This window comes from Phenylobacterium kunshanense, from assembly GCF_003254525.1.
Classification (GTDB): Bacteria; Pseudomonadota; Alphaproteobacteria; order Caulobacterales; family Caulobacteraceae; genus Phenylobacterium; species Phenylobacterium kunshanense.
Genome location: NZ_QFYS01000004.1, coordinates 1 through 24,614, shown reverse-complemented (window position 1 = coordinate 24,614; position 24,614 = coordinate 1). Strand labels below are relative to the sequence as shown.

The 24,614-nt window shown below is 69.1% G+C and carries 31 protein-coding genes and 1 tRNA gene; 14 read left to right on the top strand and 18 right to left on the bottom strand.

Annotation, left to right across the window (positions count from 1 at the left end):
- The first annotated feature begins 15 nt into the window (after positions 1–15).
- Together cuyA and cuyB are read left to right on the top strand one after the other, a co-directional pair.
- Entirely contained in the window at positions 16–1,038 is a 1,023-nt protein-coding gene (cuyA, locus tag DJ019_RS10365; protein ID WP_111275965.1) for a D-cysteate sulfo-lyase, read from the top strand.
- Positions 1,031–1,735, top strand: coding sequence for a cysteate racemase (cuyB, locus tag DJ019_RS10360; RefSeq protein WP_111275964.1), 705 nt, complete (start codon positions 1,031–1,033; stop codon positions 1,733–1,735). The genes cuyA and cuyB overlap by 8 nt, the downstream gene beginning before the upstream one ends.
- Before the next feature lie 32 nt (positions 1,736–1,767).
- On the opposite strand, the gene ypfJ is transcribed toward cuyB, so the two are convergent.
- The 5 genes from ypfJ to DJ019_RS10335 are packed head-to-tail and all read right to left on the bottom strand — an operon-like array spanning position 1,768 to position 5,299.
- On the bottom strand, positions 1,768–2,613 hold the full coding sequence (gene ypfJ / locus DJ019_RS10355; RefSeq protein WP_111275963.1) for a KPN_02809 family neutral zinc metallopeptidase: 846 nt from the start codon (positions 2,611–2,613) through the stop codon (positions 1,768–1,770).
- Positions 2,614–2,671: 58 nt separating this feature from the next.
- Positions 2,672–3,034 carry a hypothetical protein gene (locus tag DJ019_RS10350; protein WP_111275962.1) on the bottom strand — a complete coding sequence of 121 codons (363 nt, stop codon included), beginning with the start codon at positions 3,032–3,034 and terminating at the stop codon, positions 2,672–2,674.
- Between the two features lie 22 nt (positions 3,035–3,056).
- Complete coding sequence (locus DJ019_RS10345) at positions 3,057–3,620, bottom strand: tetratricopeptide repeat protein (RefSeq protein WP_111275961.1); 564 nt, start codon at positions 3,618–3,620, stop codon at positions 3,057–3,059.
- A 54-nt stretch (positions 3,621–3,674) separates the two neighbouring features.
- A complete protein-coding gene (locus tag DJ019_RS10340) occupies positions 3,675–4,583 on the bottom strand; it encodes a DMT family transporter (RefSeq protein WP_133255280.1) in 909 nt (302 codons plus the stop codon).
- Positions 4,584–4,639: 56 nt separating this feature from the next.
- Positions 4,640–5,299: a sugar transferase gene (locus DJ019_RS10335; RefSeq protein WP_111275959.1), complete on the bottom strand. Its 660-nt coding sequence runs from the start codon at positions 5,297–5,299 to the stop codon at positions 4,640–4,642.
- A 152-nt stretch (positions 5,300–5,451) separates the two neighbouring features.
- Between DJ019_RS10335 and DJ019_RS10330 the strand changes: the two genes are divergently transcribed.
- A complete protein-coding gene (locus DJ019_RS10330; RefSeq protein WP_111275958.1) occupies positions 5,452–6,237 on the top strand; it encodes a cyclase family protein in 786 nt (261 codons plus the stop codon).
- Positions 6,238–6,262: 25 nt separating this feature from the next.
- On the opposite strand, the gene DJ019_RS10325 is transcribed toward DJ019_RS10330, so the two are convergent.
- A tRNA-Leu gene (locus tag DJ019_RS10325) sits at positions 6,263–6,348 on the bottom strand.
- 125 nt (positions 6,349–6,473) lie between these two features.
- Here DJ019_RS10325 and DJ019_RS10320 point away from each other — a divergent pair.
- The 3 genes from DJ019_RS10320 to DJ019_RS10310 all read left to right on the top strand — a co-directional run bounded on the left by DJ019_RS10320 (position 6,474) and on the right by DJ019_RS10310 (position 9,074).
- Complete coding sequence (locus tag DJ019_RS10320; protein ID WP_240606455.1) at positions 6,474–6,785, top strand: FeoA family protein; 312 nt, start codon at positions 6,474–6,476, stop codon at positions 6,783–6,785.
- Positions 6,782–8,668, top strand: coding sequence for a ferrous iron transporter B (gene feoB / locus DJ019_RS10315; protein ID WP_111275957.1), 1,887 nt, complete (start codon positions 6,782–6,784; stop codon positions 8,666–8,668). Before DJ019_RS10320 ends, feoB begins: the two co-directional genes overlap by 4 nt.
- Before the next feature lie 88 nt (positions 8,669–8,756).
- A complete protein-coding gene (locus DJ019_RS10310) occupies positions 8,757–9,074 on the top strand; it encodes a hypothetical protein (protein ID WP_111275956.1) in 318 nt (105 codons plus the stop codon).
- A gap of 6 nt (positions 9,075–9,080) precedes the next feature.
- Here the strand turns inward: DJ019_RS10310 and DJ019_RS10305 are convergent, their stop codons facing one another.
- The 6 genes from DJ019_RS10305 to hppD are packed head-to-tail and all read right to left on the bottom strand — an operon-like array spanning position 9,081 to position 14,074.
- Entirely contained in the window at positions 9,081–9,587 is a 507-nt protein-coding gene (locus DJ019_RS10305) for a MarR family winged helix-turn-helix transcriptional regulator (protein ID WP_111275955.1), read from the bottom strand.
- Complete coding sequence (locus tag DJ019_RS10300; RefSeq protein WP_111275954.1) at positions 9,584–10,588, bottom strand: fumarylacetoacetate hydrolase family protein; 1,005 nt, start codon at positions 10,586–10,588, stop codon at positions 9,584–9,586. The genes DJ019_RS10305 and DJ019_RS10300 overlap by 4 nt, the downstream gene beginning before the upstream one ends.
- Complete coding sequence (locus DJ019_RS10295; protein ID WP_111275953.1) at positions 10,585–10,860, bottom strand: hypothetical protein; 276 nt, start codon at positions 10,858–10,860, stop codon at positions 10,585–10,587. Before DJ019_RS10295 ends, DJ019_RS10300 begins: the two co-directional genes overlap by 4 nt.
- Positions 10,857–11,990, bottom strand: coding sequence for a homogentisate 1,2-dioxygenase (locus tag DJ019_RS10290; protein WP_111275952.1), 1,134 nt, complete (start codon positions 11,988–11,990; stop codon positions 10,857–10,859). The genes DJ019_RS10295 and DJ019_RS10290 overlap by 4 nt, the downstream gene beginning before the upstream one ends.
- Entirely contained in the window at positions 11,990–12,973 is a 984-nt protein-coding gene (locus DJ019_RS10285; protein ID WP_111275951.1) for an isoaspartyl peptidase/L-asparaginase family protein, read from the bottom strand. Before DJ019_RS10285 ends, DJ019_RS10290 begins: the two co-directional genes overlap by 1 nt.
- 3 nt (positions 12,974–12,976) lie before the next feature.
- Positions 12,977–14,074 (bottom strand): 4-hydroxyphenylpyruvate dioxygenase, encoded by a 1,098-nt coding sequence (gene hppD, locus DJ019_RS10280; protein ID WP_111275950.1) that lies wholly within the window; start codon positions 14,072–14,074, stop codon positions 12,977–12,979.
- 139 nt (positions 14,075–14,213) lie between these two features.
- On the opposite strand from hppD, the gene DJ019_RS10275 reads away from it, so the two are divergent.
- From DJ019_RS10275 to DJ019_RS10265, 3 genes are read left to right on the top strand one after another with little or no spacing between them, the layout of a single operon-like run.
- Positions 14,214–14,792 carry a YqaA family protein gene (locus tag DJ019_RS10275; RefSeq protein WP_111275949.1) on the top strand — a complete coding sequence of 193 codons (579 nt, stop codon included), beginning with the start codon at positions 14,214–14,216 and terminating at the stop codon, positions 14,790–14,792.
- Between the two features lie 28 nt (positions 14,793–14,820).
- Entirely contained in the window at positions 14,821–15,330 is a 510-nt protein-coding gene (locus tag DJ019_RS10270; protein ID WP_111275948.1) for a disulfide bond formation protein B, read from the top strand.
- Positions 15,327–15,890 (top strand): demethoxyubiquinone hydroxylase family protein, encoded by a 564-nt coding sequence (locus DJ019_RS10265; protein WP_111275947.1) that lies wholly within the window; start codon positions 15,327–15,329, stop codon positions 15,888–15,890. The genes DJ019_RS10270 and DJ019_RS10265 overlap by 4 nt, the downstream gene beginning before the upstream one ends.
- On the opposite strand, the gene DJ019_RS10260 is transcribed toward DJ019_RS10265, so the two are convergent.
- Positions 15,887–16,444, bottom strand: coding sequence for a carboxymuconolactone decarboxylase family protein (locus DJ019_RS10260; protein ID WP_111275946.1), 558 nt, complete (start codon positions 16,442–16,444; stop codon positions 15,887–15,889). The genes DJ019_RS10265 and DJ019_RS10260 overlap by 4 nt on opposite strands.
- 66 nt (positions 16,445–16,510) lie before the next feature.
- On the opposite strand from DJ019_RS10260, the gene DJ019_RS10255 reads away from it, so the two are divergent.
- Both DJ019_RS10255 and DJ019_RS10250 read left to right on the top strand, forming a co-directional pair.
- Positions 16,511–16,846, top strand: coding sequence for a winged helix-turn-helix transcriptional regulator (locus tag DJ019_RS10255; RefSeq protein WP_111275945.1), 336 nt, complete (start codon positions 16,511–16,513; stop codon positions 16,844–16,846).
- A gap of 78 nt (positions 16,847–16,924) precedes the next feature.
- Positions 16,925–17,209 (top strand): hypothetical protein, encoded by a 285-nt coding sequence (locus tag DJ019_RS10250; protein WP_111275944.1) that lies wholly within the window; start codon positions 16,925–16,927, stop codon positions 17,207–17,209.
- Here DJ019_RS10250 and DJ019_RS21190 read toward each other — a convergent pair.
- Entirely contained in the window at positions 17,206–18,009 is an 804-nt protein-coding gene (locus DJ019_RS21190; RefSeq protein WP_205854139.1) for a PEPxxWA-CTERM sorting domain-containing protein, read from the bottom strand. The two genes, DJ019_RS10250 and DJ019_RS21190, sit on opposite strands and share 4 nt — an antisense overlap.
- Positions 18,010–18,484: 475 nt before the next feature.
- Between DJ019_RS21190 and DJ019_RS10235 the strand changes: the two genes are divergently transcribed.
- Together DJ019_RS10235 and DJ019_RS10230 are read left to right on the top strand one after the other, a co-directional pair.
- The gene (locus DJ019_RS10235) at positions 18,485–18,679 is read left to right on the top strand and encodes a hypothetical protein (protein ID WP_111275942.1); all 195 of its coding nucleotides are present in this window, start codon (positions 18,485–18,487) and stop codon (positions 18,677–18,679) included.
- Between the two features lie 112 nt (positions 18,680–18,791).
- A complete protein-coding gene (locus DJ019_RS10230; RefSeq protein ID WP_111275941.1) occupies positions 18,792–20,471 on the top strand; it encodes a sulfatase-like hydrolase/transferase in 1,680 nt (559 codons plus the stop codon).
- A 17-nt stretch (positions 20,472–20,488) separates the two neighbouring features.
- Here the strand turns inward: DJ019_RS10230 and DJ019_RS10225 are convergent, their stop codons facing one another.
- The 3 genes from DJ019_RS10225 to DJ019_RS10215 all read right to left on the bottom strand — a co-directional run bounded on the left by DJ019_RS10225 (position 20,489) and on the right by DJ019_RS10215 (position 22,458).
- The gene (locus DJ019_RS10225; protein ID WP_111275940.1) at positions 20,489–20,998 is read right to left on the bottom strand and encodes a hypothetical protein; all 510 of its coding nucleotides are present in this window, start codon (positions 20,996–20,998) and stop codon (positions 20,489–20,491) included.
- A 120-nt stretch (positions 20,999–21,118) separates the two neighbouring features.
- On the bottom strand, positions 21,119–21,535 hold the full coding sequence (locus DJ019_RS10220; RefSeq protein ID WP_111275939.1) for a DUF1330 domain-containing protein: 417 nt from the start codon (positions 21,533–21,535) through the stop codon (positions 21,119–21,121).
- Between the two features lie 17 nt (positions 21,536–21,552).
- On the bottom strand, positions 21,553–22,458 hold the full coding sequence (locus tag DJ019_RS10215; protein WP_111275938.1) for a haloalkane dehalogenase: 906 nt from the start codon (positions 22,456–22,458) through the stop codon (positions 21,553–21,555).
- 106 nt (positions 22,459–22,564) lie between these two features.
- Between DJ019_RS10215 and DJ019_RS10210 the strand changes: the two genes are divergently transcribed.
- Positions 22,565–23,143: a TetR/AcrR family transcriptional regulator gene (locus DJ019_RS10210; RefSeq protein WP_240606435.1), complete on the top strand. Its 579-nt coding sequence runs from the start codon at positions 22,565–22,567 to the stop codon at positions 23,141–23,143.
- Here the strand turns inward: DJ019_RS10210 and DJ019_RS10205 are convergent.
- Positions 23,140–23,700, bottom strand: coding sequence for an HNH endonuclease (locus DJ019_RS10205; RefSeq protein WP_111275936.1), 561 nt, complete (start codon positions 23,698–23,700; stop codon positions 23,140–23,142). The genes DJ019_RS10210 and DJ019_RS10205 overlap by 4 nt on opposite strands.
- Between the last annotated feature and the right edge of the window lie 914 nt (positions 23,701–24,614).

The window sequence follows — 24,614 nt, the reverse complement described above, 5'->3', positions numbered from 1 at the left end:
GTCTAGGCGGGAGCCATGCATCTCTCCCGCTTCAATCCCGTCCGCTTCGCCCACCTGCCGACACCGTTCGAGCCGTTGCCCGGCCTGACGGAGCGCCTGGCGCGCCCAGGGGGCGGCGGCCCCGCCCTGTGGATCAAGCGCGACGACTGCACGGGCCTGGCCGGCGGCGGCAACAAGACCCGCAAGCTGGAGTACCTGCTGGGTGACGCCCTGGCGAACGACGCCGACACCCTGGTGACCCAGGGCGCCGTCCAGTCGAACCATGTGCGCCAGACCGCGGCGGCCGCGGCGAAGTTCGGGATGAAGTGCGAGATCATCCTGGAGGAGCGCACCGGCTCGCAGGCGGTCGACTACACCCGGTCCGGCAACGTCCTGCTGGACCAGCTCCTCGGGGCCAGGATCCGCACCGTGCCCGGTGGGACCGACATGAACGCCGAGCTCGCGAAGGTCGCGGCCGAGGTCGACGACGCCGGCGGCCGGCCCTACGTGATCCCCGGCGGCGGCTCGAACGCGATCGGAGCCCTCGGCTATGTGGAGTGCGCCCTGGAACTGGTGGCCCAGGCCAATGAGATGGGGCTGGAGATCGACCGCATCGTCACCGCGACCGGCAGCGCCGGAACCCACGCCGGGCTCGTCGCCGGCCTGGCGGTCATGGGCGCGGACATCCCGGTGCTGGGCGTCGGCGTCCGGGCGCCGAAGGATGCGCAGGAGGCCAATGTCTACCGACTGGCCCGCGAGACCGCGGCGCTGCTCGGGCACGAGAACCGCGTGACGCGCGAGATGGTGGTCGCCGACTGCGACTACGTCGGCGCGGGGTACGGCCTGATCGATCAGGGCGTGATCGACGCCCTGGCGATGATCGCGCGGACCGACGGGATCCTGCTAGATCCGGTCTATACGGGGAAGGCGATGAAGGGACTTATCGCGATGTCGAACGCCGGCGCCTTCGACGGCGAGACGGTGGTGTTCCTGCACACCGGCGGCGCCCAGGGCCTGTTCGGCTATCAGTCCGAGATGGAGGGCAAGCTCGATGCCTGAGCGGTCGCTCATCCTCGGCGTGCTCGGCGGAATGGGGCCCGCGGCCACCGTGGAGTTCCTGGCCAAGATCCAGGCCTACACCCCGGCCGACGGGGACCAGGACCACATCAGGGTGATCGCCGACATCAACCCGAAGGTGCCCGACCGCAACACGCCGGGCTCGGGCACGGGAGCTGTGCTGGCCGAGATGGCGGGCGCCCTGCGCGGAGCCGGCGCCGAGGTGCTGGCCATGCCCTGCAACACGGCTCACGCTCACGCGGACATGATCCAGCGGGCTTCAGGCCTGCCCCTGATCAACCTCATCGAACTGGGCGCGGAGGCCGCGGCGCGCACGGGCGCCATGCGGGCCGGCGTGCTAGGCACGAAGGGCGCGCTGAAACTCTACCGCGAGTACCTGGCCGCCCATGCCATGGGGATGATCGCCCTGCCGCCCGAGCGGCAGGAGCAGTTCATGATCACCCTGTACCGCATCAAATCGGGCGATCTCGGTCCCGACGTGAAACGCGAGATGATCGGCCACGCCGAAGCCTTGCGCGCCCTGGGCGCCGAGGTGCTCATCGCCGGCTGCACCGAATTGCCCCTGGTGCTTGAGCCCGGCGACACGAAGCTTGAGCTCATCGACCCCGGTGACCTGCTGGCGCGGCGTGCCGTGGCCGTCTGCATGGGCTGGGAGCCCGTGCCGCACGTCCCGGCGTAGTCATCGGCCGGCGTAGTCATCGGCCGGCGTGATCAGAGGTTCCGCGCGCTGAACGTATCGCACGCGGCGGGATCGCCGGTCTGCACGCCCTTGCGGAACCAGCGCATGCGCTGCTCCGAGCTGCCGTGGGTGAAGGCGTCGGGCATGACCTGGCCTTGCGACCGGCGCTGCAACGTGTCGTCGCCGACGGCGGAGGCCGCGCGCAGGCCGTCCTCGATGTCGCGCGGGTCGAGCGCCACCTCGCCGTTCGAGGCCGTCGCGGCGTGCGCCGCCCAGACGCCGGCGTAGCAGTCGGCCTGCAGCTCCAGCCGCACCGACCCGCTCTCGGCGCCCTTGGCTCCCATCCGCCGGGCCTGATCGCTGGCGCCGGTCAGGTTCTGGACGTGATGGCCGATCTCGTGGGCGATGACGTAGGCGCGCGCCGCCTCGCCGCCGGCGCCGAACTTGGTCTCCAGCTCCTGCCAGAAGGACAGGTCGAGATAGACCTTGCGATCAGCCGGGCAATAGAACGGCCCCATGGCGGACTGCCCCATGCCGCAGCCGGTGCCGGTGGCCCGATCGTAGAGCACAATGGCGTCGGGCCTGCGGTAGGTTTCACCCGAGCGCCGGAACATCTCGGTCCAGACGGCGTCGACGTTGCCCGAGACCACGTCCACAAATCGGCCGGCCTCGTCGGCCGGCGTTCCGCGTACGCCTTCCTGCTGTTGAGCCTGCTGACCACCGCCCACGACGCCGAGGGTCGTCGACGGGTCGATCCCGAACACGAAATAGCCGAGGAGGGCCAGGACCACGCCGCCGACACCGATGCCGCCGACGCCGACCGCACCCATGCCGCGCCGGTCCTCGATGTTGCCGCCGCCCTTGCCGCCCCAACGCATGTATCGCCTCGCTATCCGTGCCCGTCCGACAGAATGGCCTACGAGCGGAGCCGTTCCGTCAATGGCGATCCCTTGCCGCCGCCTGGACCTTGCGGTTCGAGTCGGCCAGCGCCTCGGCAGGAACGGACGGAAACACCGGCGCCGGCGCCGCAGCTGACGCGGAGCGCGGTCCGCTGGCAGGCTCCGGGATTCGGACAGGCAGCTCCCTTTGGAGACGCAGTTCCATCGCCGCGCGGTCCGCCTGCGCCTGGGCTTCGGTCGCCATGAGCTGGTTCTGCTGATCGATCAGGCGGCGGGCGGCGTTCTCCGTCTGCATCCGCAGGGTTTCGAGCTGCATCTGGTCGACCGGACCCGCGACCTGAGCCGCAGCCGGAGTCGCCAGGAGGGCGAGGATCAGGAGTGCGCCACGCAAGTTCAGCATCTGGGCGCCCTGGTGCGCCCCGCTAGCGCCTCTCGACGGTGAAGCGGGCGAGTTCCTGCCGGGGCATTTCCCAGTCCGGCTTGAGCTCCACCGCTTTCTGATAGTCGAAGTAGGCGGCCTTCATATTGTCGAGACCTTCGTAGGCGAGGGCCCGGTTGTAGTAGGCCTTCTCAGGTTCCTGGACGCCCAGTTCCAACGCCTTGTTGATATCGGCCAGCCCTTCGGCGTACCGGCGCGCGCCGACCAGCGCGGCGCCGCGGTTCACATAGGCCTCGCCCAGGTCTGGTTTGAGCTCGACCGCGCGGTTGAAGTCGAATTGCGCCGAGGCGAACTCCCGACGGCGCAACTTGAGCACCCCGCGGTTCACATAGGTGCCGGCCCGATCCTTCAGGTCCAGCATCTCCACCGCCAGGGCCGTGGTGCAGACCTCCTCGAAGCGGAGATCGGACTCGCCGGACAAGGCCGCATCCGAGCACTGCCTCGCCATCCCGCCGCCCAGGACGGTGACAGCCTGGGCGCTGGCCCCGGTGGCGGCGAGCAGGCCCGCGCCGGCGGCGAGGGCCAGGACGGTGAAGATCTTGGGCATCGGAGAGGCTCCTTGAGAGCGCAAAGCGTCCGCCCGTAACGGCGGTGTGTCAATTCACGTGCCGGCGCCCGACTCCGCGCGGAACCGTCGCAGCTCGCGATGCAGGATGTAGACGCCGCTGGCCGCGACGATGAAGGCGCCGATCAGGGTCAGCGGATGCGGCAGCTCGCCCCAGATCACCAGGCCCAGCAGGCTGGCCCAGACGAGCTGGGTATAGTCGAACGGCGCGATGACCCCGATGGGCGCCTGCCGCAGCGCCTCGGTGAGGAAGAGCTGGCCGACGCCACCGATCAGCCCCGCCACCACCAGCAGGCCCATGGTCTGCGGGTCAGGCGTCACCCAGTGGAAGGCAGACCCGACCATACCGATCGCGACGCCGCCGAGTGTGAAGTAGAAGACGATCGTCGGCCCCTTCTCGGTGTCCGAGATCTGGCGAATGGCCACCATGGCCCCGGCCGCGCCGAGGGCGCTGAGAATGCCCAGGGTGACGCCCGGGACGTTCATCTGGCCCGGCAGCGGGCGCGCCATGATCAGAACCCCGACGAAGCCCACGACCACGGCGGCCCACCGATGGCGGCCCACCTTCTCGGAGAGCAGCAAGGCCGACAGCGCGGTCATGAACAGCGGCGAGGTGAACTGAAGCGCGGTGGCTTCGGTCAGCGGCAGGTACTGCACCGCCGAGAAGCCGCAGACCATCCCCGACAAGCCGACGGTCGCGCGGACCAGGTGGCCGAAGGGCCGCCGCGTCTTGAGCACGCTGAACCCGGTGGTCCGCCAGATGTAGAGCCCTAGCGGGACGAAGGCGAAGAGGTTGCGGAACAGGATGATCTCGAAGACCGGGATCCCGCGCGAGCCGGTCCATTTCACCAGCGCCGACAGCAGGGCCATGCAGGCCATCGCCGTCACCCGGAAGGCGATGCCCGCGAGCACGCGGGGCTGTGGGGTCGGCGGGGAAGCGGTCACGGGGCCTCTTAAGCCGACGGCGCCCCGGCTTCGTCAACCGCCCTCTGCGGACATGTCTAGAAAGCCTGTGCGTCCCCGAACAGCAGGGGCACGGTCCGGGCGACCAGCGCGAGATCGCGGCTGAAGGTCCAGCCGTCGATGTAGGCGTTGTCGGCCTCGATGCGCTTCAGCAGCCCTTCGTCATTGGCGACCTCTCCGCGGTAGCCCATCACCTGGGCCTGTCCGGTCAGACCCGGGCGGGCCCGGAAGCGGGCGGCGTAGTCGGGAACCCGTTCCGACCATTGCTGATCGTGCGCCAGGGCATGGGGGCGTGGGCCGACGATGGACATCTCGCCCTTCAGCACGTTCAGGAGCTGCGGCAGCTCATCCAGGCTCAGCTTCCGCAGGAGGCTCCCCAGCGGCGTGACCCGGGAGTCGCCGCGCACGGCCTGGCGCAGGTCGGCCCCGTCCTCGGTCACCCGCATGGTTCGGAACTTGTAGATCCGGAACGGTCGTCCATTGAGGCCGGTCCGCTGTTGCCGGAACAGGATCGGCCCCTCGCTTTCCATCCAGATGGCCGTGCCGATCACCACGAGGAGCGGGAGGAACGCCAGCAGGGCGAGGCCGGAGACCACGATATCGAAGGCTCGCTTCCGACGGCTGCGCGCCACGCGCGGCGGCGCAGGCGACGCACCCGCGCCGCCCGGAACCTCCACGATCTTGGCGGCCCGCGTCATGCCCCTGCCCCGCGATACGATGCCGTCCGTCCCTGGTCGCGCAACCCCGAGCGCTGCCATACGGTTCCCGATGCGATCCGAACATGGTGAATTTCTGTCCGACCGCCATGTCCGAACGTAAGCTGGACGCAAAGAAAATTCGGAGGACGCCCATGGCCCGCAGGCTGATCGACCTGTCGATCCCGATCACCAATGACATCGTATCCGATCCGGAGGTGATGCGGCCGAAGGTGACCTATTCGAAGCACGCCGAGACGGTGGGCCAGATCGCCGCCTTCTTTCCGGGTCTCGAGGCGCGCGACCTGCCCGACGGCGAAGGCTGGGCCGTGGAACAGGTGCGCCTGTCCACGCACAACGGGACGCACATGGATGCGCCGTGGCACTTCCACTCCACCACCGATCAGGCGACGGGCGCTCGCCCGGCGCCGACCATCGACGAAGGGCCGCTGGACTACTTCCTCCAGCCCGGCGTGAAGCTGGACTTCCGCCGGTTCCCCGACGGCTACGTCGCCACGGCGGCCGACGTCGAGGCCGAGCTCAAGCGTATCGGGCATGACCTGAAGCCGCTCGACATCGTACTGGTGAACACCTCGGCCGGCGCGGCCTACGGCGACCCGGATTATATCCATCGCGGATGCGGCATGGGCGAGGAAGCGACGCTGTACCTGACCGAGCGCGGGGTGAAGGTGGTCGGCACCGACGCCTGGTCGTGGGACGCGCCGTTCTCGCACACGGCAAGGCGCTGGGCGGAGAGCCATGATCCGAAGATCATCTGGGAAGGCCACAAGGCCGGGCGCCTGCGCGAGTACTACCAGATCGAGAAGTTGACCAACCTGGAGGCCCTGCCGGCCACCGGTTTCACCCTGTCATGCTTCCCGGTGAAGATCGCCGGCGCCTCTGCGGGCTGGATCCGCGCGGTGGCGATCCTGGACGGCTGAGTCCAGGCCTGACCGCCCGCCAGATTGGTGCCCCAGGCCGGACTCGAACCAGCACTTCCTTGCAGAAAGCAGATTTTGAGTCTGCCGCGTCTACCATTTCGCCACTGGGGCAGCGGGGCGCGAACATACGGCCGCGAACTTCTGCGTCAACGCGAGCCTTGCGCCGGGGCGGCCAAGGTCGTACCTGATAATCGTTCGCAACGGTTGCGGACGACGGGATCCTGCCGATGCATGACATGCTGGCCGCGCCGCAGGGCGACGCCGCGACGGCGCTGACGCCGCCGGCCCAGCTTTCGCGCCTGAAGGCGGGTGACCGGGGCGTGATCGTGGACGTGCGCCGGGAGAGCCAGCACCGGGATCACGGCGTCGACGACGCCGAGTTGGAGCGGCGGCTGCTGGAGTTCGGCTTCGTCGAGGGCGCGGTGCTGGAGGTGCTCCACGAGGGCCTGATCGGCGGCGATCCGATTGCGGTGAAGCTGGACGACATGCGCGTGGCCCTTCGCCGGCGCGATGCGGCGGACGTGTGGGTTCGCCTGGAGCCGAAATGAGTGAAGCCGTCCTCCGTCCGGCGCGCGTGGCGCTGGTCGGCAATCCCAATACCGGCAAGACCGCCCTATTCAACGCCCTGACCGGCAGCCGCCAGAAGGTGGCCAACTATGCGGGGGTCACGGTTGAGCGGAAGGAAGGCTTCCTGACGACGCCCGGCGGGCGGAGCCTGTCGGTGCTGGACCTGCCGGGCACCTACTCCCTTCGTGCGCGAAGCCCGGACGAGGCGGTGACCCGCGACGCGGTGCTGGGCCGCCTGGCCGGCGAGGCCGAGCCCGATGTGGTGGTGGCCGTCGCCGACGCCACCAACCTGCGGCTTGTCCTGCGCCTGATCCTGGAACTGAAGGCCGTGGGCCGCCCGATGGTGCTGGCCCTCAACATGTACGACATCGCCCAGCGGCAGGGCCTTAGGATCGACCTGGACGGCCTGCGGGCCGAACTGGGCTGTCCGATCGTCACCACCGTCGCCACCCGCAGGCGCGGCGTGCGCGAGCTGGCCGAGCAGGTGGACGCCCTGATCGCCTCGGGCGCGGTGGCCCACGAGAACGTCTGGCGCGAACCGTCGGCCGGCGAGATCCGCAGCGCCCACCGCGAGGCGCAGCGGATCCTGAAGACCTATGTGCGCCCCCCGGAGCATCCGGACACGATCACCGGCAAGGTCGACGCCGTCTTGCTGCATCCGGTGGCGGGCCTCGCGATCCTGCTGGCCCTGCTGTTCGTGATGTTCCAGGCGGTGTTCACCTGGGCCGGACCGCCCGCGGACGCCATCGAGGCTGGCGTCGCCTGGCTCGGCGCGCAGATCGGCGGGCTGATCCCCGACGGGTTCCTGGGCGGGCTGCCGGAAAGCCTGATCGTCGACGGCCTGTTCGCCGGCGTCGGCTCGGTGCTGGTCTTCCTGCCGCAGATCCTGGTGCTGTTCTTCTTCATCATCCTGCTGGAGGATTTCGGCTACATGGCCCGGGCCGCGTTCCTGATGGACCGGATCATGGGCGGCGCCGGTCTGCACGGCCGCGCCTTCATCCCCCTGCTGTCCAGTTTCGCCTGCGCCATCCCCGGCATCATGGCCGCCCGGGTGATCGACCAGAAGCGCGACCGGATGACGACCATCCTCGTGGCGCCGCTGATGACCTGCTCGGCGCGGATTCCGGTCTACACCCTGATCATCGGCGCCTTCATCCCGGACCGGGTCGTCGGGCCTGGGTTGAACCTGCAGGGGCTGGTGATGTTCGGTCTCTACGCCGCGGGCATATTCAGCGCGCTGATCGTGTCGGCCGTGATCCGGAAGGTGTTCTGGCGCGGGGCGGTGGAGCCGTTCCTCATGGAACTGCCGACCTACAAGCTGCCGTCGCCCGAGAGCGTACTTCGCAACCTGCTGCTGCGCGCCCAGATCTTCCTGTCGCGGGCGGGGCGCATCATCCTGCCGCTGATGGTGCTGGTGTGGGTGGTCTCGACCTTCCCGATGCCGCCCGAGGGCGCGACCGAGCCCGCCATCGACTACAGCATCGCCGGCATGGTGGGGCAGGCGATCCAGCCGCTGTTCGCGCCGATCGGATTCAACTGGCAGATGGTGGTGGCGCTGATCCCGGGCTTCGCGGCGCGCGAGGTCGCGGTGGCGGCGCTGGGCACCGTCTATGCGGTGGGCGACGCGGAAGCCAATGTGGGGGCCCTGGGCGCGCGGCTGGCCGAAAGCTGGTCGCTGGCCACGGGTCTGTCGTTCCTGGCCTGGTACATCTTCGCGCCCCAGTGCGCCGCCACCCTGGGCGTCGTGAAGCGCGAGACGAACTCTTGGGGTTGGACCGCGGTGATGTTCGGTTACATGGTCACCCTGGCCTATCTGGCCTCGTTCGCGACCTATCACATAGCCGTCGCCCTGGGGGCCGGTTGAACCGTCAAAACCAGCGGTTGCGTTAACTGCTCTTTTTCCGTGCGCCTTAACTCGGCGATAAACCCACGGGCGCAAAGCTGTTCTCACCATGCAGAACAAGCTGGAAATCGCCCAGGACACGCCGGTCGCCAAGCGGCCCATCAGGGTCAAGCAGACCCTGTGCAAGCGCGTCCGTGAGGCCCTCCTGTCGCTCGGCGGCGAAGCGCACCGGTCGATGGTGATCGAGCAAGTGGCCCGCAATCTCGGCCACGACGTCCGTTTCATTCCCGAGGAGCTGCAGATGCAGCTCATCGTCTCCTTCGAGGAGACGTGGAAGGACGAGCGCAAGCGTGCCGCCTACGGCTTCCACCTCCCGTTCGGCGAGGGATCGCACCGCTGGAGCGTGCGCGGCGAGGCATTCGCCTAAACCGGCTCACCGCAGGCTGGGGCTGGGCGGCGCCTCTCCGGCGAGTTGCCCCGCAGCGGTCTGCAGACGCCCAAGCAGTCGCTTGAGCAGCGCCACTTCCTCGGGCGACAGGCCCGAGATCAGCGCGGCTTCATAGGCCAGGGCGAGCGGCGCGATCTCGGCGTACAGGCGCCGTCCCTCGGACGTCAGGTCCAGTACGTGGCTGCGCCCGTCGGCCTTGTTCTCGGCTCGCGTCACCAGGCGGCGCTTCGTGAGGCCCTGGGCGGCCCGGCTGACCGTCACCTTGTCCATCACCGTGCGGGCGACGATCTGAACCTGGGTCAGGCCGCCGTCCTCGGCGAGGACGCAGATCACCCGCCACTGCGGCACGGTCAGGCCAAAGCGGTCCTCGTAGGCCCGCGCGATCAGCCCCGAGACGGCGTTGGAAGCCACCGAGAGGCGGTACGGCAGGTAGCTGTCGAGCCGCAGGCCGGCGTCCAGGTCCGGCCCGCCCTCCTGTCGGATCACGCTCATGCCGGCGCCACCTCCTGCTCGATGGCGCCGAAGATGGAATGCCGGCGCGCGTCGACCATCTGGATCCGCACCACATCGCCGTGGCGCAGGAACGGGGTCGAGGGTTTGCCGTCCAGGATCGTCTCGACGGTCCGCACCTCGGCCAGGCACGAATAGCCGAGGCCGCCCTGGGCGATCGGCTTACCCGGACCGCCGTCGGGTCCGCGGTTCGACACGGTCCCCGAGCCGATGATGCTGCCCGCCGAGAGCGCCCGGGTCTTGGCCGAGTGGGCGATCAAGGTCCCGAAGTCGAAGGTCATGTCGACGCCAGCGTCGGCCTCGCCGAGCGGCTTGCCGTTGAGTTCCACCTCCAGCTTGCCGTGCAGCTTGCCGTCCTTCCAGTTCGGCAGGGCGTCGGGCGTCACCGCCACCGGCGAGAAGGCGCTGGCGGGTTTCGACTGGAAGAAGCCGAAGTTCTTGGCGAGCTCGGCGGGGATCAGGTTCCTGAGGCTGACGTCGTTGCACAGCATCACCAGGCGGATGGCGGCCAGCGCCTCCTCGCGGGAGGCGCCCATCGGCACGTCGCCCGTGATCACCGCGATCTCGCCCTCCATGTCGCAGCCCCAGGCCTCGTCCTTCAGAGGGATGGGGTCGCGCGGCCCCAGGAACCCGTCGGACCCGCCCTGGTACATCAGCGGATCGGTCCAGAAGCTCTCGGGCATGTCGGCGGCGCGGGCCTGACGCACCAGGGCCACGTGGTTCACATAGGCCGAGCCGTCGGCCCACTGGTACGCCCGCGGCAGCGGGCTCATGGCCTCGTGCTCGTGGAAGCGCGCCTTCGGCACCGATCCGTGCTCCAGGCTCTCGGCTAGGCCCCGCAGCTCGGGCTCGCACCGCGCCCAGTCGTCCAGCGCGTCCTGCAGCGTCAGGGCGATGCGGTCCGCCGGCGAGTACCAGGCCAGGTCGTTCGAGACGACCACCAGGCGGCCGTCACGGCCCCCCTTCAGCGACGCCAGCTTCATTCGGCACTCCCATCCCTGACTATCGTTGCAGCCCTGCGCACCCCGGACTCGTAGGCGCGCGGCTCGTAGACGGTGACCTCCACCCGGATGTCGCCGCCAGCTTCAGTGTCCCACATGTAGGCCCGTTCGAAACAGGCGTCCCGTCCGCCGGGCGTAGTGCCCTCGAAGGTGTCGCCCCAGGGCGTGACCTCGACAAGCTGGCGCCAGCCCAGGGTCAGGGCGCGGGCCAGCTCGTCTTCCGCGGCGGCCGCGAGGTCCTCGTCCAGGCTCACGCGCCCTTCCAGCTATCCACGTAGGCCGGGTTCTCGACGGTCGACGCGGCGTCGCCGATGTCGAGCGGGTCGCGGGTGTCGATCATCACGGCGTACTCGTCGGTCGCCGGCTTGGGCTGCGTCAGCATGTTCTTCAGCGCCTTCGGGTGCGGCCCGTGGGTGAAGCCGGACGGGTGGAAGGTCATCATGCCCGCCTCGATGTGGTCCCGGCTGAAGAAGTCGCCCGCGTGGTAGAACAGCACCTCGTCGTAGTCGTCGTTGTTGTGGAAGAACGGGATCTTCAGCGCGCCCGGATCGGTCTCGAAGGGCCGCGGCGCGAAGGTGCAGACGACAAACCGGTCCGACACGAAGGTCGAATGGACGCTGGGCGGCAGGTGGTAGCGATGGCTGATCACCGGCCGGATGTGCCTCACGTTCAGCCGCGCCGGCGCCAGGTCGCCGTGCCAGCCGACCGCGTCCAGTGGGTTGTAGGGATAGGTCACGGTGGAGACCTGGCCCCGCTTCTTGATGTCGACCCGGACCTCGCCCGGCTCCTCCTGGTGGGCGCGGAAGGCCGCGTCCATGACCGGCGTGTCCAGCAGCGCCGGGTCGAACAGCGCATGCCCACCCATCAGCCCCTTGTCGGGCAGCTTGTAGTGGGCGTTGGTGGCCTCGATCATCAGGACCGCCGTGGGCGAGGCGGGCCGCAGCCGCCACATGGTCCCGCGGGGCAGATAGAGGTAGTCGCCGGCCTCATAGGCGATGCGCCCGAAGTCCGAGTAGAGGTCGCCCTCGCCCTGGTGCACGAACAGGAGCTGGTCGCCGTCGGCGTTGCGGGCCAGAGCCGGCATGGCCTCCGCCAGCTTCCAGAACCGCATCTCGCAGGCGTTGTTGCGCAGGATCACGCCGGCAGCCCAGGGGGACGGATCGGCGGCGTTCAGCCGGGCCAGGTCGAAGGCGCGGGGGCGAAGCGGCCCCTCAAATGTGGTCCAGCCCGTCGGTGGGCGGCGGTGGTGCAGGAAAGCGGCGGGGCCAAAGAAGCCCTCCTTGCTCATCTCGCGCTCATAGGTGCCCTCGGGCAGGTCGGCGTGCGCCTGCCGCGAGTGGTCGCCCTGCGCCCCCCGTACGGGAATCCAATCGCCCTTCGCCATCACGGATCATCCTTGTAGACGCCGACGACGAGCGGTTCGCCCTCGGCGATGCGGGCCCGATACATGCCCGAGGTGTTGAAGCTCCACGCCATCTGGCCGTCGGGCGCCACGGCGATGACGCCGCCGTCGCCGCCCAGCGCCGTCAGCTCGTCCTGAACGACCTGATCGACGGCCGCCTGCAGCGACAGGCCGCCGTGCTGGACGCGGGCGCAGATCTCGTGGGCGACGCCCAGCCGGATGAAATACTCCCCCGCCCCGGTGCAGGAGACGGCGCAGGCCTTGTTGGAGGCGTAGGTCCCGGCGCCGATGATCGGTGAATCTCCGACCCGTCCCCAGCGCTTGGCGTTGGTGCCGCCGGTGGAGGTGCCGGCCGCGACGTCGCCGTGCGCGTCCAGCGCCACGACGCCGACGGTGCCGTACTTGCCCTCCTCGTGGACCAGGGCGGCCTTGCCGGCGGCCTCCGCGGGCGCGCCGGCCGGGCGCGCCGGAACGGGCAGGCCCTGGCGGGTCAGCGCCTTCTCCAGCGAGCACCAGCGCCGCTCGGTGAAGAACCAGGCGGGATCCACCTGCTCCAGGCCCTGACTGCGGGCGAAGGCCTCGGCGCCCTCCCCGCCCAGCATCACGTGACTGGAGCCTTCGATCACGGCGCGGGCGGCCGAAATCGGATGGCGTGTCGTGGTCAGGCCGGCCACGGCGCCGGCGGCCAGCGTCCGGCCATCCATGATCGAGGCGTCCAGCTCGATGCGCCCTTCGGCGGTGAAGGCCGCGCCCCGCCCGGCGTTGAACAGCGGGTCGTCCTCCAGCACGTGGATCGCGGCCTCGACCGCATCCATGGCCGAGCCGCCCGCCCGCAGCACGGCGGCGCCGGCCTCGGCCGCCGCGGCCATCGCCTCGCGATAGGCGGTTTCCTGCTCAGGCGTCAGCTGCTCGCGGGTGATCGAGCCGGCGCCGCCATGCGCCACCAGGGCCCAGCGCGGCGCCATCCGTCAGGCCTTCGCCGGCAGGACGCCCCGACGGATCTGGTCCAGCTCGATCGACTCGAACAGGGCCTTGAAGTTGCCCTCGCCGAAGCCCTCGTTGCCCTTGCGCTGGATCAGCTCGAAGAAGATCGGTCCGATCATGTTCTCGGTGAAGATCTGCAGCAGCAGGCCCTGGCCCTCGCTCGGCGCGCCGTCGATCAGGATGCGGTTGGCGCGAAGGCGCTCCACGTCCTCGCCGTGGCCCGGCAGACGCGCGTCGATGCCGTCGAAGTAGGTGTCGATGGTGTCCTGGAACTTCACGCCGCGGCGCCGCATCGTCTCCACCGCGTGGAAGATGTCATCGGTCCCGAGGGCCACGTGCTGGATCCCCTCGCCCTTGTAGTCCTTGAGGAACTCCTCGATCTGCGAGTGCTCGTCCTGGCTCTCGTTCAGCGGGATGCGGATCTTGCCGCAGGGGCTGGTCATGGCCTTTGAGACCAGGGCCGTCTGCTTCCCCTCGATGTCGAAGTAGCGGATCTCGCGGAAGTTGAAGATGCGCTCGTAGAAGTCGGCCCACGTCACCATGTGGCCGCGATGGACGTTGTGGGTCAGGTGGTCGAGATAGGTCAGGCCGACGGCGTTCTTCGCCATCGCCTCCTCGGCGCCCGGGATGGCCACGAAGTCGACGTCGTAGATCTCCTGCGCGCCGTAGCGGTCGACGAGATAAAGGTTCGACCCGCCGATGCCCTCAATGGCGGGGATGTTCAGCTCCATCGGACCGACCGGCCCCTGCACGGGCTTGGCGCCACGCTCGACCGCCAGCTTGAAGGCCTTGGCCGCGTCGCGGACGCGGAAGGCCATGGCGTTGGCCGAGGGCCCGTGGGCGGCGCGGAAGTCGGCGGCCTGGCCGGCCGGCTCCATGTTGAGGATGAAGTTGATGTCGCCCTGGCGGAACCGCAGCACGTTCTTGGAGCGGTGCTTCGCCACGGCGGTGAAGCCCATCATCTCGAACAGGGCCTTCAGCCGCTCGGGCTCGGGCGAGGTGAACTCGACGAACTCGAAGCCGTCGGTGCCCAGCGGGTTGTCGAACAGGTCGCGGGCGGCGGCCGGGGTCTGGATGTTCATCGTCGATCTCCGTTGACGCGCTCAACTAGTATCACATGAAACCAGTTTGCAAGTGCAGACCAAAGGTGAAACGCACCGGGACGACTTTCGGCACGAGCCCTGCTAGGCAGGGCTCAGATTTCCCCCAACTGGACAGTGCATGTTCCGCAAGATGTACGAATGGGTGATGCGGCTCGCGGGCTCGCGTCACGCGCCGGCCTCGCTCGCCGTGATCTCGTTCGCCGAGAGCTCATTCTTCCCGATCCCCCCCGACGTGATGCTGGGCCCCATGGTCCTGGCGAACCGCAACAAGGCCTTCGTCTATGCGGGGATCTGCACGATCGCGTCCGTGCTGGGCGGGCTGCTCGGCTACGCGATCGGCCTGTGGCTGGAGCCGGTGGGCCAGACGATTCTGCGCCTGTTCGGCCATCCCGAGGGCCAGGCCGAGTTCGAGAAGTGGTTCGACCAGTGGGGCCTCGCGGTCATCCTCATCAAGGGCCTGACGCCGATCCCGTACAAGCTGGTGACCATCACGGCGGGGCTGGCCCACTTCGACCTCTTCACCTTCGTCTGGGCGTCGATCGTCACCCGAGGCGCGCGCTTCTTCATGGTGGCGGCGGTCCTGAAGTACTTCGGGGAGGCCATGCTGAAGGAGTTCGAGCGGCGCCTGAACCTCTACAGCGTGCTGCTGCTGATCCTGCTGGTCGGCGGCATCGTCGCACTGAAGGTCTTTTTATAGGCGGACGTTTGGGCTCATATCCGCGCCGATGCTGAACCTCTTCCTCGATCGCTGGCGGCTCGTGGCGCTTCTCGTGGCCGCCGGCATGCTGGCCACGGCGCATGCCTTCGAGACCTTCGGCGGCTATGCGCCGTGTACGCTGTGCCTGCGGCAGCGCGAGGTCTACTGGACCATCCTGGGCCTAGGCGCGGCGTTCATGGTGATCGTGCGCATGCCCGGCGGCCCGAACTGGCGCGCGGCGACGTGCTGGGTGCTGGGCCTCGCCTTCCTGGTCGGGGCGGGGATCGCGATCTACCACGCGGGCGCCGAGTGGAAATTCTGGCCTGGGCCCCAGGCCTGCGCCTCGGCCGGGGCGGGAGGCGTGAGCGCCGCCGACATGGCGGCCTTCCTGGCGGGCGAGAAGGTGAAGCCGCCGGCCTGCGACGAGGCGCCGTGGGTTTTCGCCGGCCTCTCCATGGCGGGCTGGAACGCCTTGATCTCGCTCGGCCTTGCGGCGTTGAGCGCGTTGGCCGCCATCCGGGAGCATCGCAAGCTATGACCGAAAAGCCGATCCCCCCGCGCCCCGGCCGGGGCGCTTCCGCCGCCCGCCTCGCCGAGATCCTGCGCGTGGACCACGCCGGCGAGCTTGGCGCCGTGCACATCTATCGCGGCCAGCGCGCCGTCCTGGGCGTCGCGCGCGGCAAGGGCCGCATCGCCGGCCAGCTCGCGCACATGGAGGCGCAGGAGGCCGAGCATCTCGCCCGCTTCGACAAGCTCCTGACCCAGCATCGCGTCCGGCCCACCGCCCTCACCCCGCTCTGGCGGCTGGCCGGCTTCGCCCTCGGCGCGGGCACCGCCCTGCTGGGCGAGAAGGCCGCCCATGCCTGCACCGAGGCGGTCGAGACGGTGATCGAAGGCCACTACGCCGGCCAGATCGCCGAACTGGCGGAGCAGGATCCCGAACTCGCCGCCGAACTCTCCAAGTTCCGGGACGAGGAGCTCGAGCACCGAGACCTCGCGGTCGATGAAGGCGCACGCGAGGCGCCGGGCTACGGCCTGCTTTCCGCAGTCATCGGAGCCGGCTGCCGCGCCGCCATCAAGATCAGCGAGAAAGTCTAGGCGGCGCTGCGCGACGTCGACGAGAACCGGGCCGCGTCCGCCTCCAGGGGCAGGTCCAGCCCGTTCGCCACATAGGCCACCATCCGGTAGAACCCGCACAGCAACAGGATCTCTAGCACCTGGGCGTCGTCATAGTGGGCGCGCAGGTCCGCGAACTGATCGTCGTCGAGCCTCGCGCCGGCGTTCAGGGCCTCTACCGCCTGCAACAACGCCCGCTCAGCCGGGCTCCACAGCGGCGAGAGCGAGCCGGCGCCGGCGGTAGCCGCGACCTCGTCCGGGGTCAGCCCCGCCGGTTCCGCGAAGATCGCCACGTGCACGCCCCACTCGTACTCGCAGCCGGCCAGGGCGCAGGTGCGGTCGATGACCAGCTCCCGCTCCCGCAGGCTGAGCGGCCCGCGATCCAGCAGTGATCCCGCCCGGAACTTGCGCCACGCCCGCTCGCTCGTCGCCAGGGTGCGAAACAGCATCAACGGCGGCGCGCCCTGCATCACGGCGTCGAAGCTCGCCTGGATCTCGGCGGGATAGGGCGGGTCCAGCGGCGCGATCCTTGGCATCGGCGCAGCTCCTTGCTACGGTTTCAGTAGCATGAACGCTACATTTTCCGTAGCGCCCGTCAAGCCATGACCGGCGCTCCTGTCCGCGGCTCGCGCACCGGCCGCCCGATCATGGCGCTGCTCGACCTGCTGGGTCGGCGCTGGACGCTGCGAATCCTGTGGGAGCTGCGCGGCGGCCCGCTGACCTCCCGCGCGCTGCGGGCGGCCTGCGACGAGGCCTCTCCCACGGTGCTGCAGGCCCGGCTTTCCGAACTGAGGGGCGCCGGGCTCGTCGATCATGCGCCTGGGCGAGGCTACGGCCTGACCGATCAGGGAAGCGAACTGCTGGCCGCCTTCATGCCGCTCTACGACTTCGCCGAGCAGTGGGCGAAGCCTGTGGACGAGCCGCCAACGACGGGTTGAGCCGACTCGAAAAAACAGCCGGTATGCAGTAGTCACACGGCTGGAGTTCTGCTTTTGTTCACATCAGGGAGTCAGGCGATGGCGGACGGAAGCAGACAACTGGTACGGGATTGGGCCTATGGCGAAGCGCGCCTGGGCTGGGCCACGGCGGCGCGCTCCAGCCTCTGGGCGCGGTGCGGCTGCGGGCGCGAGGCGGCGATCGATCCCCACCCCTGGCTGAGCCAGGGACTGAGCCGTCAGACGCTGCATGACCTGGAGCACCGGCTGCGCTGCGTCTGCGGCGCGCGCCAGGCCAGCCTGGAGATCCGCGGCCTGGCCGAGGCGCCGGGTGGCGGCGCCGGCGGGATCCACGTCTTCCGTTAGACGCGCACCCGGACCGGCTGATAGCGCGCGCGACGCAGGGCTGCGCCGGCAAAGCCGAAGCCGGCGATGAGCATCACCCACGTCGAGGGCTCGGGAATGGCGCCTGCGAACGCGAAGCTCTGGCGCGCGCGGCTGGTGCCGTACTTGCCCGTCTCGGTGATGAAGTTGATATCGCTGCGGACCGGGCCGTAGCCGGTCAGGTTCGACAGGTAGTTCGCCCCCGAGTAGGCGGAGATGTAGCTGTTCACCGCCGCCGTGCCGCTGGTCACGGTGTAGCCCGGATTGATGACCTGCCAGATCGCTCCCTGCAGACCGGCCAGGCGATTGGTCCGGTCCGTGGTGTTGGGGGCTTGCTCGAACATGGCCGTCCCGTAGTTCACGAGGCGCCCGACCTGGGTGATCTGGCCCTGCGTCAGGGCCGTGCCGCCCACGAACGGCGTTGTCGTCAGGTACTTGGAGTTGGTCGTCAGGTCGTAGTTGTCGTCGTACTTCAGGTTCAGCGTGCCGAGGCTGATGCTGTGGAAGATGTCGACGCAGAAGCCCAGGAAGTCGGCCGACGGGCCGGTGGCGTCCGTCCCCTCGAACGCCGTGAACTGGATCGGCCCCAGATAGACGTTCTGGTGGAAGCCGCCCGGGCCGTTGATGCTGGCGGTCCGCGACGTGTTCATCGTAGCCGATTGCAGGAAGTACTGCGCGGCCTGGCCCGGCGTGGCCAGCGCCACGCCACAGGCGAAGGCGGCGATCACGGCGGCGCCCTTCAGGGCGCGAGTGGCGTCGGTGAATGCGCTGAATCGGGACACGTCGAGGCTCCTGCCTGGGTTTGGCCTGGCAAGGAGCAAGGGCGGCGCCAAAGGATGAGTGTCGGAAAGGTGCGGCTCCCCCGGCTTGGGGAAGATCAGGGGAGCCGCGTTCCGAGGACCGCCCGGGGGGGAGTGGCGGCCGGAGCTGTCGTCAGCCGGGCCCGTGGGGGAAGGAGGAGGGCCGCGTCGTCGACAATCACAGGATCGCGGCCCCTTGCGGCGGACGTTGGGCGCAAGCGTGACCTTTTCGCCCCGCTTCCACCCACGCTCGCAACACAATGCCGCAATGTCGCCTCGCCGAGCACGGCTTCCAGGTCCATACCGCGACCGACGCCAAGGCGATGGACCGGGCGCACAGCGGCGAGGTCGAGCTCATCCAGGCTGGAGGCAGCCTCTTCGCGCGTCACGCTGCCCGCCCTCTGAGCTTCGGAACCGCCAGGGGCGCCCCGCGCTTGAAGCGGCAAGGAGATCCGCCATGACACCAGAAGTCCTTTGGGGCGTCGGCGCCCTCGTCCTCCTGGCCGTGATGGTCTGGGCCGCCACCCAGTACCACCGCCGCAACAAGGCCAACGACCCGCTCACCGAGGCCGCGACCCGTGAGGAATACTCGCACCCCGACACCTATCCCGAGACGCGCGAGCGGCTGAAGGAGCACATCCGTCCCTCCTGACGCCGGCCGCCCGAAAACTATCGACACTCTTACTGCCATTATCTAGATTGCGTCCGGGCCCCTCCGGAACGCGTCGGCCGGACCGACGCGGCGGCGGGGCGGGAGGACGCACATGAAGCTGTGGACCTGGCTGGGCGTGGCCGTCCTGGGCGTGGCCCTGATCGCCGGCGCGGCGTTCCTGAACCGAGGGACGATCCTGTCGATGATCGCCCGCTCGCGGATGCCCGACGTGGCGCCCAACCGCGAGGTGGCCTGGGCCCAGGGTCCGGCGACGCCGCCGACCGGCGAGCGCCCCCCGAACGTGCTGTTCATCCTGGTCGACGACCTCGGCTACAACGACATCAGCTTCAATGGCGGCGGGGTGGCGAACGGCCTCGTCCAGACGCCGAACATCGACTCCATCGGCCGCCAGGGCGTCAGCTTCGCCAACGGCTACGCCGGCAACGCCACCTGCGCCCCCTCGCGCGCGGCGATCCTGACCGGCCGCTACGCGACCCGCTTCGGCTTCGAGTTCACGCCGGCCCCCGTCGCCTTCGAGCGGATGGTCGGCACCGAGGCCGAGCCCGGCGCGATCGTGAAGCCGAAGTTCTTCAAGGACCGGCTGGCCGACATGCCCCCCGGCAGCACGGCGTCCAACCCGGAAGCCGTCAACGTGCTCAGCATGCCCACCGGCGAGGTCACCATCGCCGAGGTCCTGCAGGCGCGCGGCTACCACACCCTGCACTTCGGGAAATGGCACCTGGGCGGCGCCAAGGGCTCGCGGCCCGAGCAACAGGGCTTCGCGGAAAGCCTCGGCTTCATCGCCGGCGGCTCCATGTACCTGCCCGAGAAGCATCCGGACGTGGTCAACTCCAAGCAGCCGTGGGACGCCATCGACCGCTTCCTGTGGCCGAACCTGCCCTACATGGTCCAGTACAACGGCTCGGCCTTCTTCGAGCCGCGCGGCTACATGACCGACTACCTCACCGACGAGGCGATCAAGTCGATCAAGGCCAACCGCAACCGGCCCTTCTTCATGTATTTCGCGCCCAACGCGCCACACACGCCGCTGCAGGCCAAGAAGGCCGACTACGACGCCCTGCCCCAGATCCAGGACCACCGCACCCGCGTCTACGGCGCGATGATCCGCAACCTCGACGCCAACATCGGCCGGCTGCTGCAGACGCTGAAGGACGAGGGGCTGGACCAGAACACCCTGGTGATCTTCACCACCGACAACGGCGGCGCGGGCTACGTCGGCCTGCCCGACGTCAACAAGCCCTATCGCGGCTTCAAGTCGACCTTCTTCGAGGGCGGCATCCACGCGCCGTTCTTCATGCGCTGGCCCGGGATGATCGCGCCCAACTCGCGCTACCCCTATCCGGTCGGCCACGTGGACATCTTCGCCACCGCCGCTGGCGCCGCCCGGGCCCAGGTTCCCGCGGACCGCAAGATCGACGGCGTCGACCTGCTGCCTTACCTCCAGGGCCAGGCCCAGGGCCGGCCGCACCAGACGCTGTTCTGGCGCTCGGGCCAGTACAAGGCCGTGCTCGACGGCGACTGGAAGCTCCAGTCGAACGAGGCCCGGAACAAGGTCTGGCTCTACAACCTCGCGGCCGATCCCACCGAGAAGACTGACCTCTCCAAGGCCGAGCCCGCGCGCACCCAGGCGATGCTGGGGCTGCTCAAAGCCCAAGACGCCGAGAGCGCCAGGCCGATCTGGCCTTCGCTGCTGCAGGGGCCGGTGTTCGTCGACAAGCCTGGCGGCGTGAAGCAGCAGCCCGGCGACGAATATGTCCTCTGGGATAACTGACCGGAGCGGCCGCCGCCCTACTTGCCCGCGTAGTAGTCGACCGCCGCCTGCGCCGCGCGGTCGTAGGCCTCGAGCAGCGGGTCGGTAGCCGCCGATCCCGCCCCGTTCCGGGCCTTCAGGAAGTATTCCTCATAGCGGGCGAAGGCCGCGCGGCAGAGCTCGTCCCGCTTGGGATCGCCGTAGTTGGACTTGAACGTCCGGTGGTTCTCCCACCCGTAGCCGACGCAGGCGGCCTCGCCGTCCAGCCAGTCCAGCCGCCCCTGGTGCGCGTCGGCGATGCGCTTGGAGACGCTGACCGGCTGGGCCGCGACCGGCGTGGAGTACGCCCCGTCGCGCACGCCTTTCTCGATCTCTTCGGCCTGGCTGATCAGCGAGGCGATGTCCTCGGGCGGCAGGCTGTCCTTCATCTGCTCGGCCTGGGTGCGGAGCTGTTTGGCGAGGTTCAGCATCTGCTGCGAACTGCCCTGGGCCAGGGCGGCAGAGGGGGCGAGGAGGGCGAAGATCAGGGCAAGATGCCGAAGGCGCATCCGGAAGGTCTCTCTGGCTGGAATTGGGTGACGGCGCGACCGAACCGCGGCCGCCCGCATTCTACGGCAGAATGCGGGTCTTGGACGTCATGGCCAAGCCAGTTGTGACATCCGCCCCGCCTAGAACCCCACGCCGGGCTTTGTGCGGATGTTGAGCTGGCCCGCCAGACCCGCCTTCCGATGATGCTCGATGGCGTGCATCTCGGGCGACATGGCCATGGCCTGGAAGGCGGCCAGCGAGGGGTACTCCGCCAGCGCGACCGCGTCCCACAGGTCCTCCACCTCGCCCAGCAGCAGACCGGTCACCCGGCCGCTGTAGCGGATATTCCCGCCCAGGTTCTCCACCAGCACCCGCACCGCCTCGCCGTAGCGGCCATAGGCCTCCGCGCCGGTCAGGTGCGCGTCCGAACCGTCCTCGTACTCGGCCCTGGGCTTGAACTTCAGCAGGTTGACCATAACGAAGGGCCCGTCCTCGGGCGCTCCGAAGAAGCCGGCGATCTGTTCCGGCCCGGGGAAGACGGCGTTCTCGACCTTCATCTGCGTGTCCCTCCTGCTCAGCCGCGGCGCCGGATCATGCCGTCGATCAGATCGACGATCTCGGCGGGGCTGTCCTCCTGCAGGAAGTGGCCGCCATGCAGCGTGACGTGCGGCTGGCCCTTGGTTCCCGGCACGCGGGCCTGGAACACGGCCTCGCCGCCCTTGGTGATCGGGTCGCCGTCGCTGAAGGCGGTGATCACCGGCTTGTCGAACGCTTCCAGCACCTTCCAGGCCGCCTTGTTCTCGGCCACCGAGGCGTGGTCGTCGGTGACCGGGACCAGGGTCGGGAACTGCCGGGCGCCCTCCTTGTAGGTCTCGTCCGGATACGGCGCGTCGTACGCCGCCATCTCCGCCGCCGAGAGCTCGCGCGCGCTGCCGCCGTTCAGCAGCATCCCGATCGGCATCTGCGGGACCGTCTGGCTGAACTGCAGCCAGGCCTTGAAGCCCTCGGTGATGGCGCCGCCGCCGGTCGGCAGCCCGGTGTTCGCCACCACCAGCCCCTCGAACCGCTCCGGGTAGGCCGCCACGAGGCGCAGGCCGATCAGCCCGCCCCAGTCCTGGCAGAACAGGGTCAGCCCCTTGAGGTCCAAGCCCGTCAGCCACTGGCTCATCCAGTGCACGTGGCGCTCGTAGGTGTAGTCCGCCCGGTCCGCCGGCTTGTCCGAGCGGCCGAAGCCGATCAGGTCAGGCGCAATCACGCGCCGCCCCTTCGCGACGAGCCCCTTGATGATGTGCCGGTAGAGATAGGCCCACGACGGCTCGCCGTGCATCAGCAGCACCGGGGCGCCGTCGCGCGGCCCCTCGTCCACATAGTGGATCCGCAGAACCGTGCCGTCGGCGTCGGTCACCTCGGCGTACTTCGGCGCATACGGCCAGTCGGCCAGCCCCTCGAACCGCGCGTCCGGCGTGCGGAGAACCTGCATGTCGCTTCCTCGAGACTTCGTTAGTGACACTATGAATGCCACTATCTGGTGTCGTCAAGCCGGATGGCGCTCGACAGGGACCGCCCGCCTGGGCGAGATGCGGGGGATGAGTCTCTCCACCGAGATCGACGGGCGCCGGCGCCGCGGCCAGGACAACCGGGCCCGGATTGTCGCCGCCATGCTCGACCTGATCCGCGAGGGCGCCATGACGCCCAGCGCCGAGCAGGTGGCGGCCCGGGCCGAGGTGGGGCTGCGTACCGTCTTCCGGCACTTCGACGACATGGACAGCCTCTATCGGGAGATGTCCGGCTTCATCGAGGCCGAGCTGCGGGCCATCGTCGAGCGGCCGTTCGCCGCCACCGACTGGCAGGGCCGCCTGGCCGAGCTGGTGGAGCGGCGGGGCGAGGCGTTCGAGCGGATCTCGCCCTTCAAGCGCGCGTCCGACACCGTCCGCCACCGCTCCCGCTTCCTGGCCGGCGACCACGGCAAGCTCGCCACCGCGCTCCGCGGGCTCCTGATGGCCGTATTGCCGCCCGAGATCGCCGCCGATCCGCTGAAGCTGGAGGCCCTCGACCTCCTGACCAGCTTCGAGGCCTGGACGCGCCTGCGCCTCGACCAGGGCCTGTCGCCGGACAAGGCTTGCGAGGTGCTGCAGTCGGCCGTGCTGAAGGTGGCGGGGCCTTAGGCCTCCAGCTCGATGTCCCAGTAGAGGTAGTCGAGCCAGCTTTCATGCAGGTGGTGCGGCGGGAAGCGGCGACCGCGTTCCTGCAGCTCGAAGGCGCTGGGACGCTGCGGCTTCAGCCGCGGGTGCATATGGGCCTCGTGCGGCGTGCGGCCGCCCTTGGCCAGGTTGCAGCGGGCGCAGGCGGTGACGATGTTTTCCCAGGTGGTCCGCCCGCCCCGCGAGCGCGGGATCACGTGGTCGAAGGTCAGGTCCTCGCCCGTCGTGCAGTACTGGCAGGTGAAGCTGTCGCGCAGGAACAGGTTGAAGCGGGTGAAGGCCGGCGGTCGATCCTGCGGCACATAGCTCTTCAGCGAGACGACGCTGGGCAGCTTCATGGAGAAGGACGGGGAGCGGACCTCCTGGTCGTAGGTGGAGACCACGTCCACCCGATCGAGGAACACCGCCTTGATCACCTCCTGCCACGGCCACAGCGACAGGGGATAGTAGGAGAGCGGCCGGAAGTCTGCGTTGAGCACCAGACAGGGCCAGCCGGAGGGCGCAGCCTTAAGCACCTGCATGGCAGGGCCTCCTCGGCGCGCGGGCGTCTATGACGTTCGACTTGGGACTGAAGACGCACCCCCAACGAAACGGAATTCGACGAACTGGGGAAAACTATAGGCCCGATTCGGAGACAACTCTACGACGGCTGGGTAGGTGAAAGGCCATTCGCCTCGCCCCGTTTCCGAGGGGGCGAGGCCTAGGCGCGGCGCATGGGTCAGGCGCCGAGGACGGCGGTCGCGCCGGCGACAGTGAAGGTCAGGGCCAGCGCCGCGAAGGTGACGACCACGTCGAGCAGACGGTTCACAGCCATTTGGAATCTCCTTGTCTCATCGTCCGGACCGCGGCCATCCGCGAGTCATCTGGACGCTGTTTAGATAACACGTATCTGAACGATGTCTAGATAGTCGTTTTTGCCAGCCCGCTATGCGTCTCCGCATAGGTCGGGAGGGCGTCTCAGACGCGCCCAAAAGAAAAGGGGCCCGGATGGACCCCTCTCCGTAAGACCGGGACGTGGGGAGCTTCGGTCAGACCCCCAGGCCCGCCGTGCCGCCGGCGGCGATGAAGCCGAGGAACAGCAAGAACGAGGGGACCAGCCGCTCGAGGTTCGCGAGAGACATGACACACACCTTGAAGTTGGGACCCGCGCCTGGGGTGGGGCGCGGATCGTTCTGGGGAAACCCCGGGGGAGCGGGGCTGTCCGGTTCCGGACACCTATTGAGTACCAGAAACTAAACACTGCACAGATCAGCGATTTCGCCTGACGGCTATGCGGTTCTGCACAAGGCCCCCTCAGGCGACCTTGAGATCCTCCCCCACAGGGGGAGGTGGCCCAAAGGGCCGGAGGGGGTTCACGCCCGCGGCGTCTCAGTCTTCCTCTTCCAGCCGAGCCCAGATCGTACGCGCAGCGTCGTCCACGCTGCGCAGCACCAGC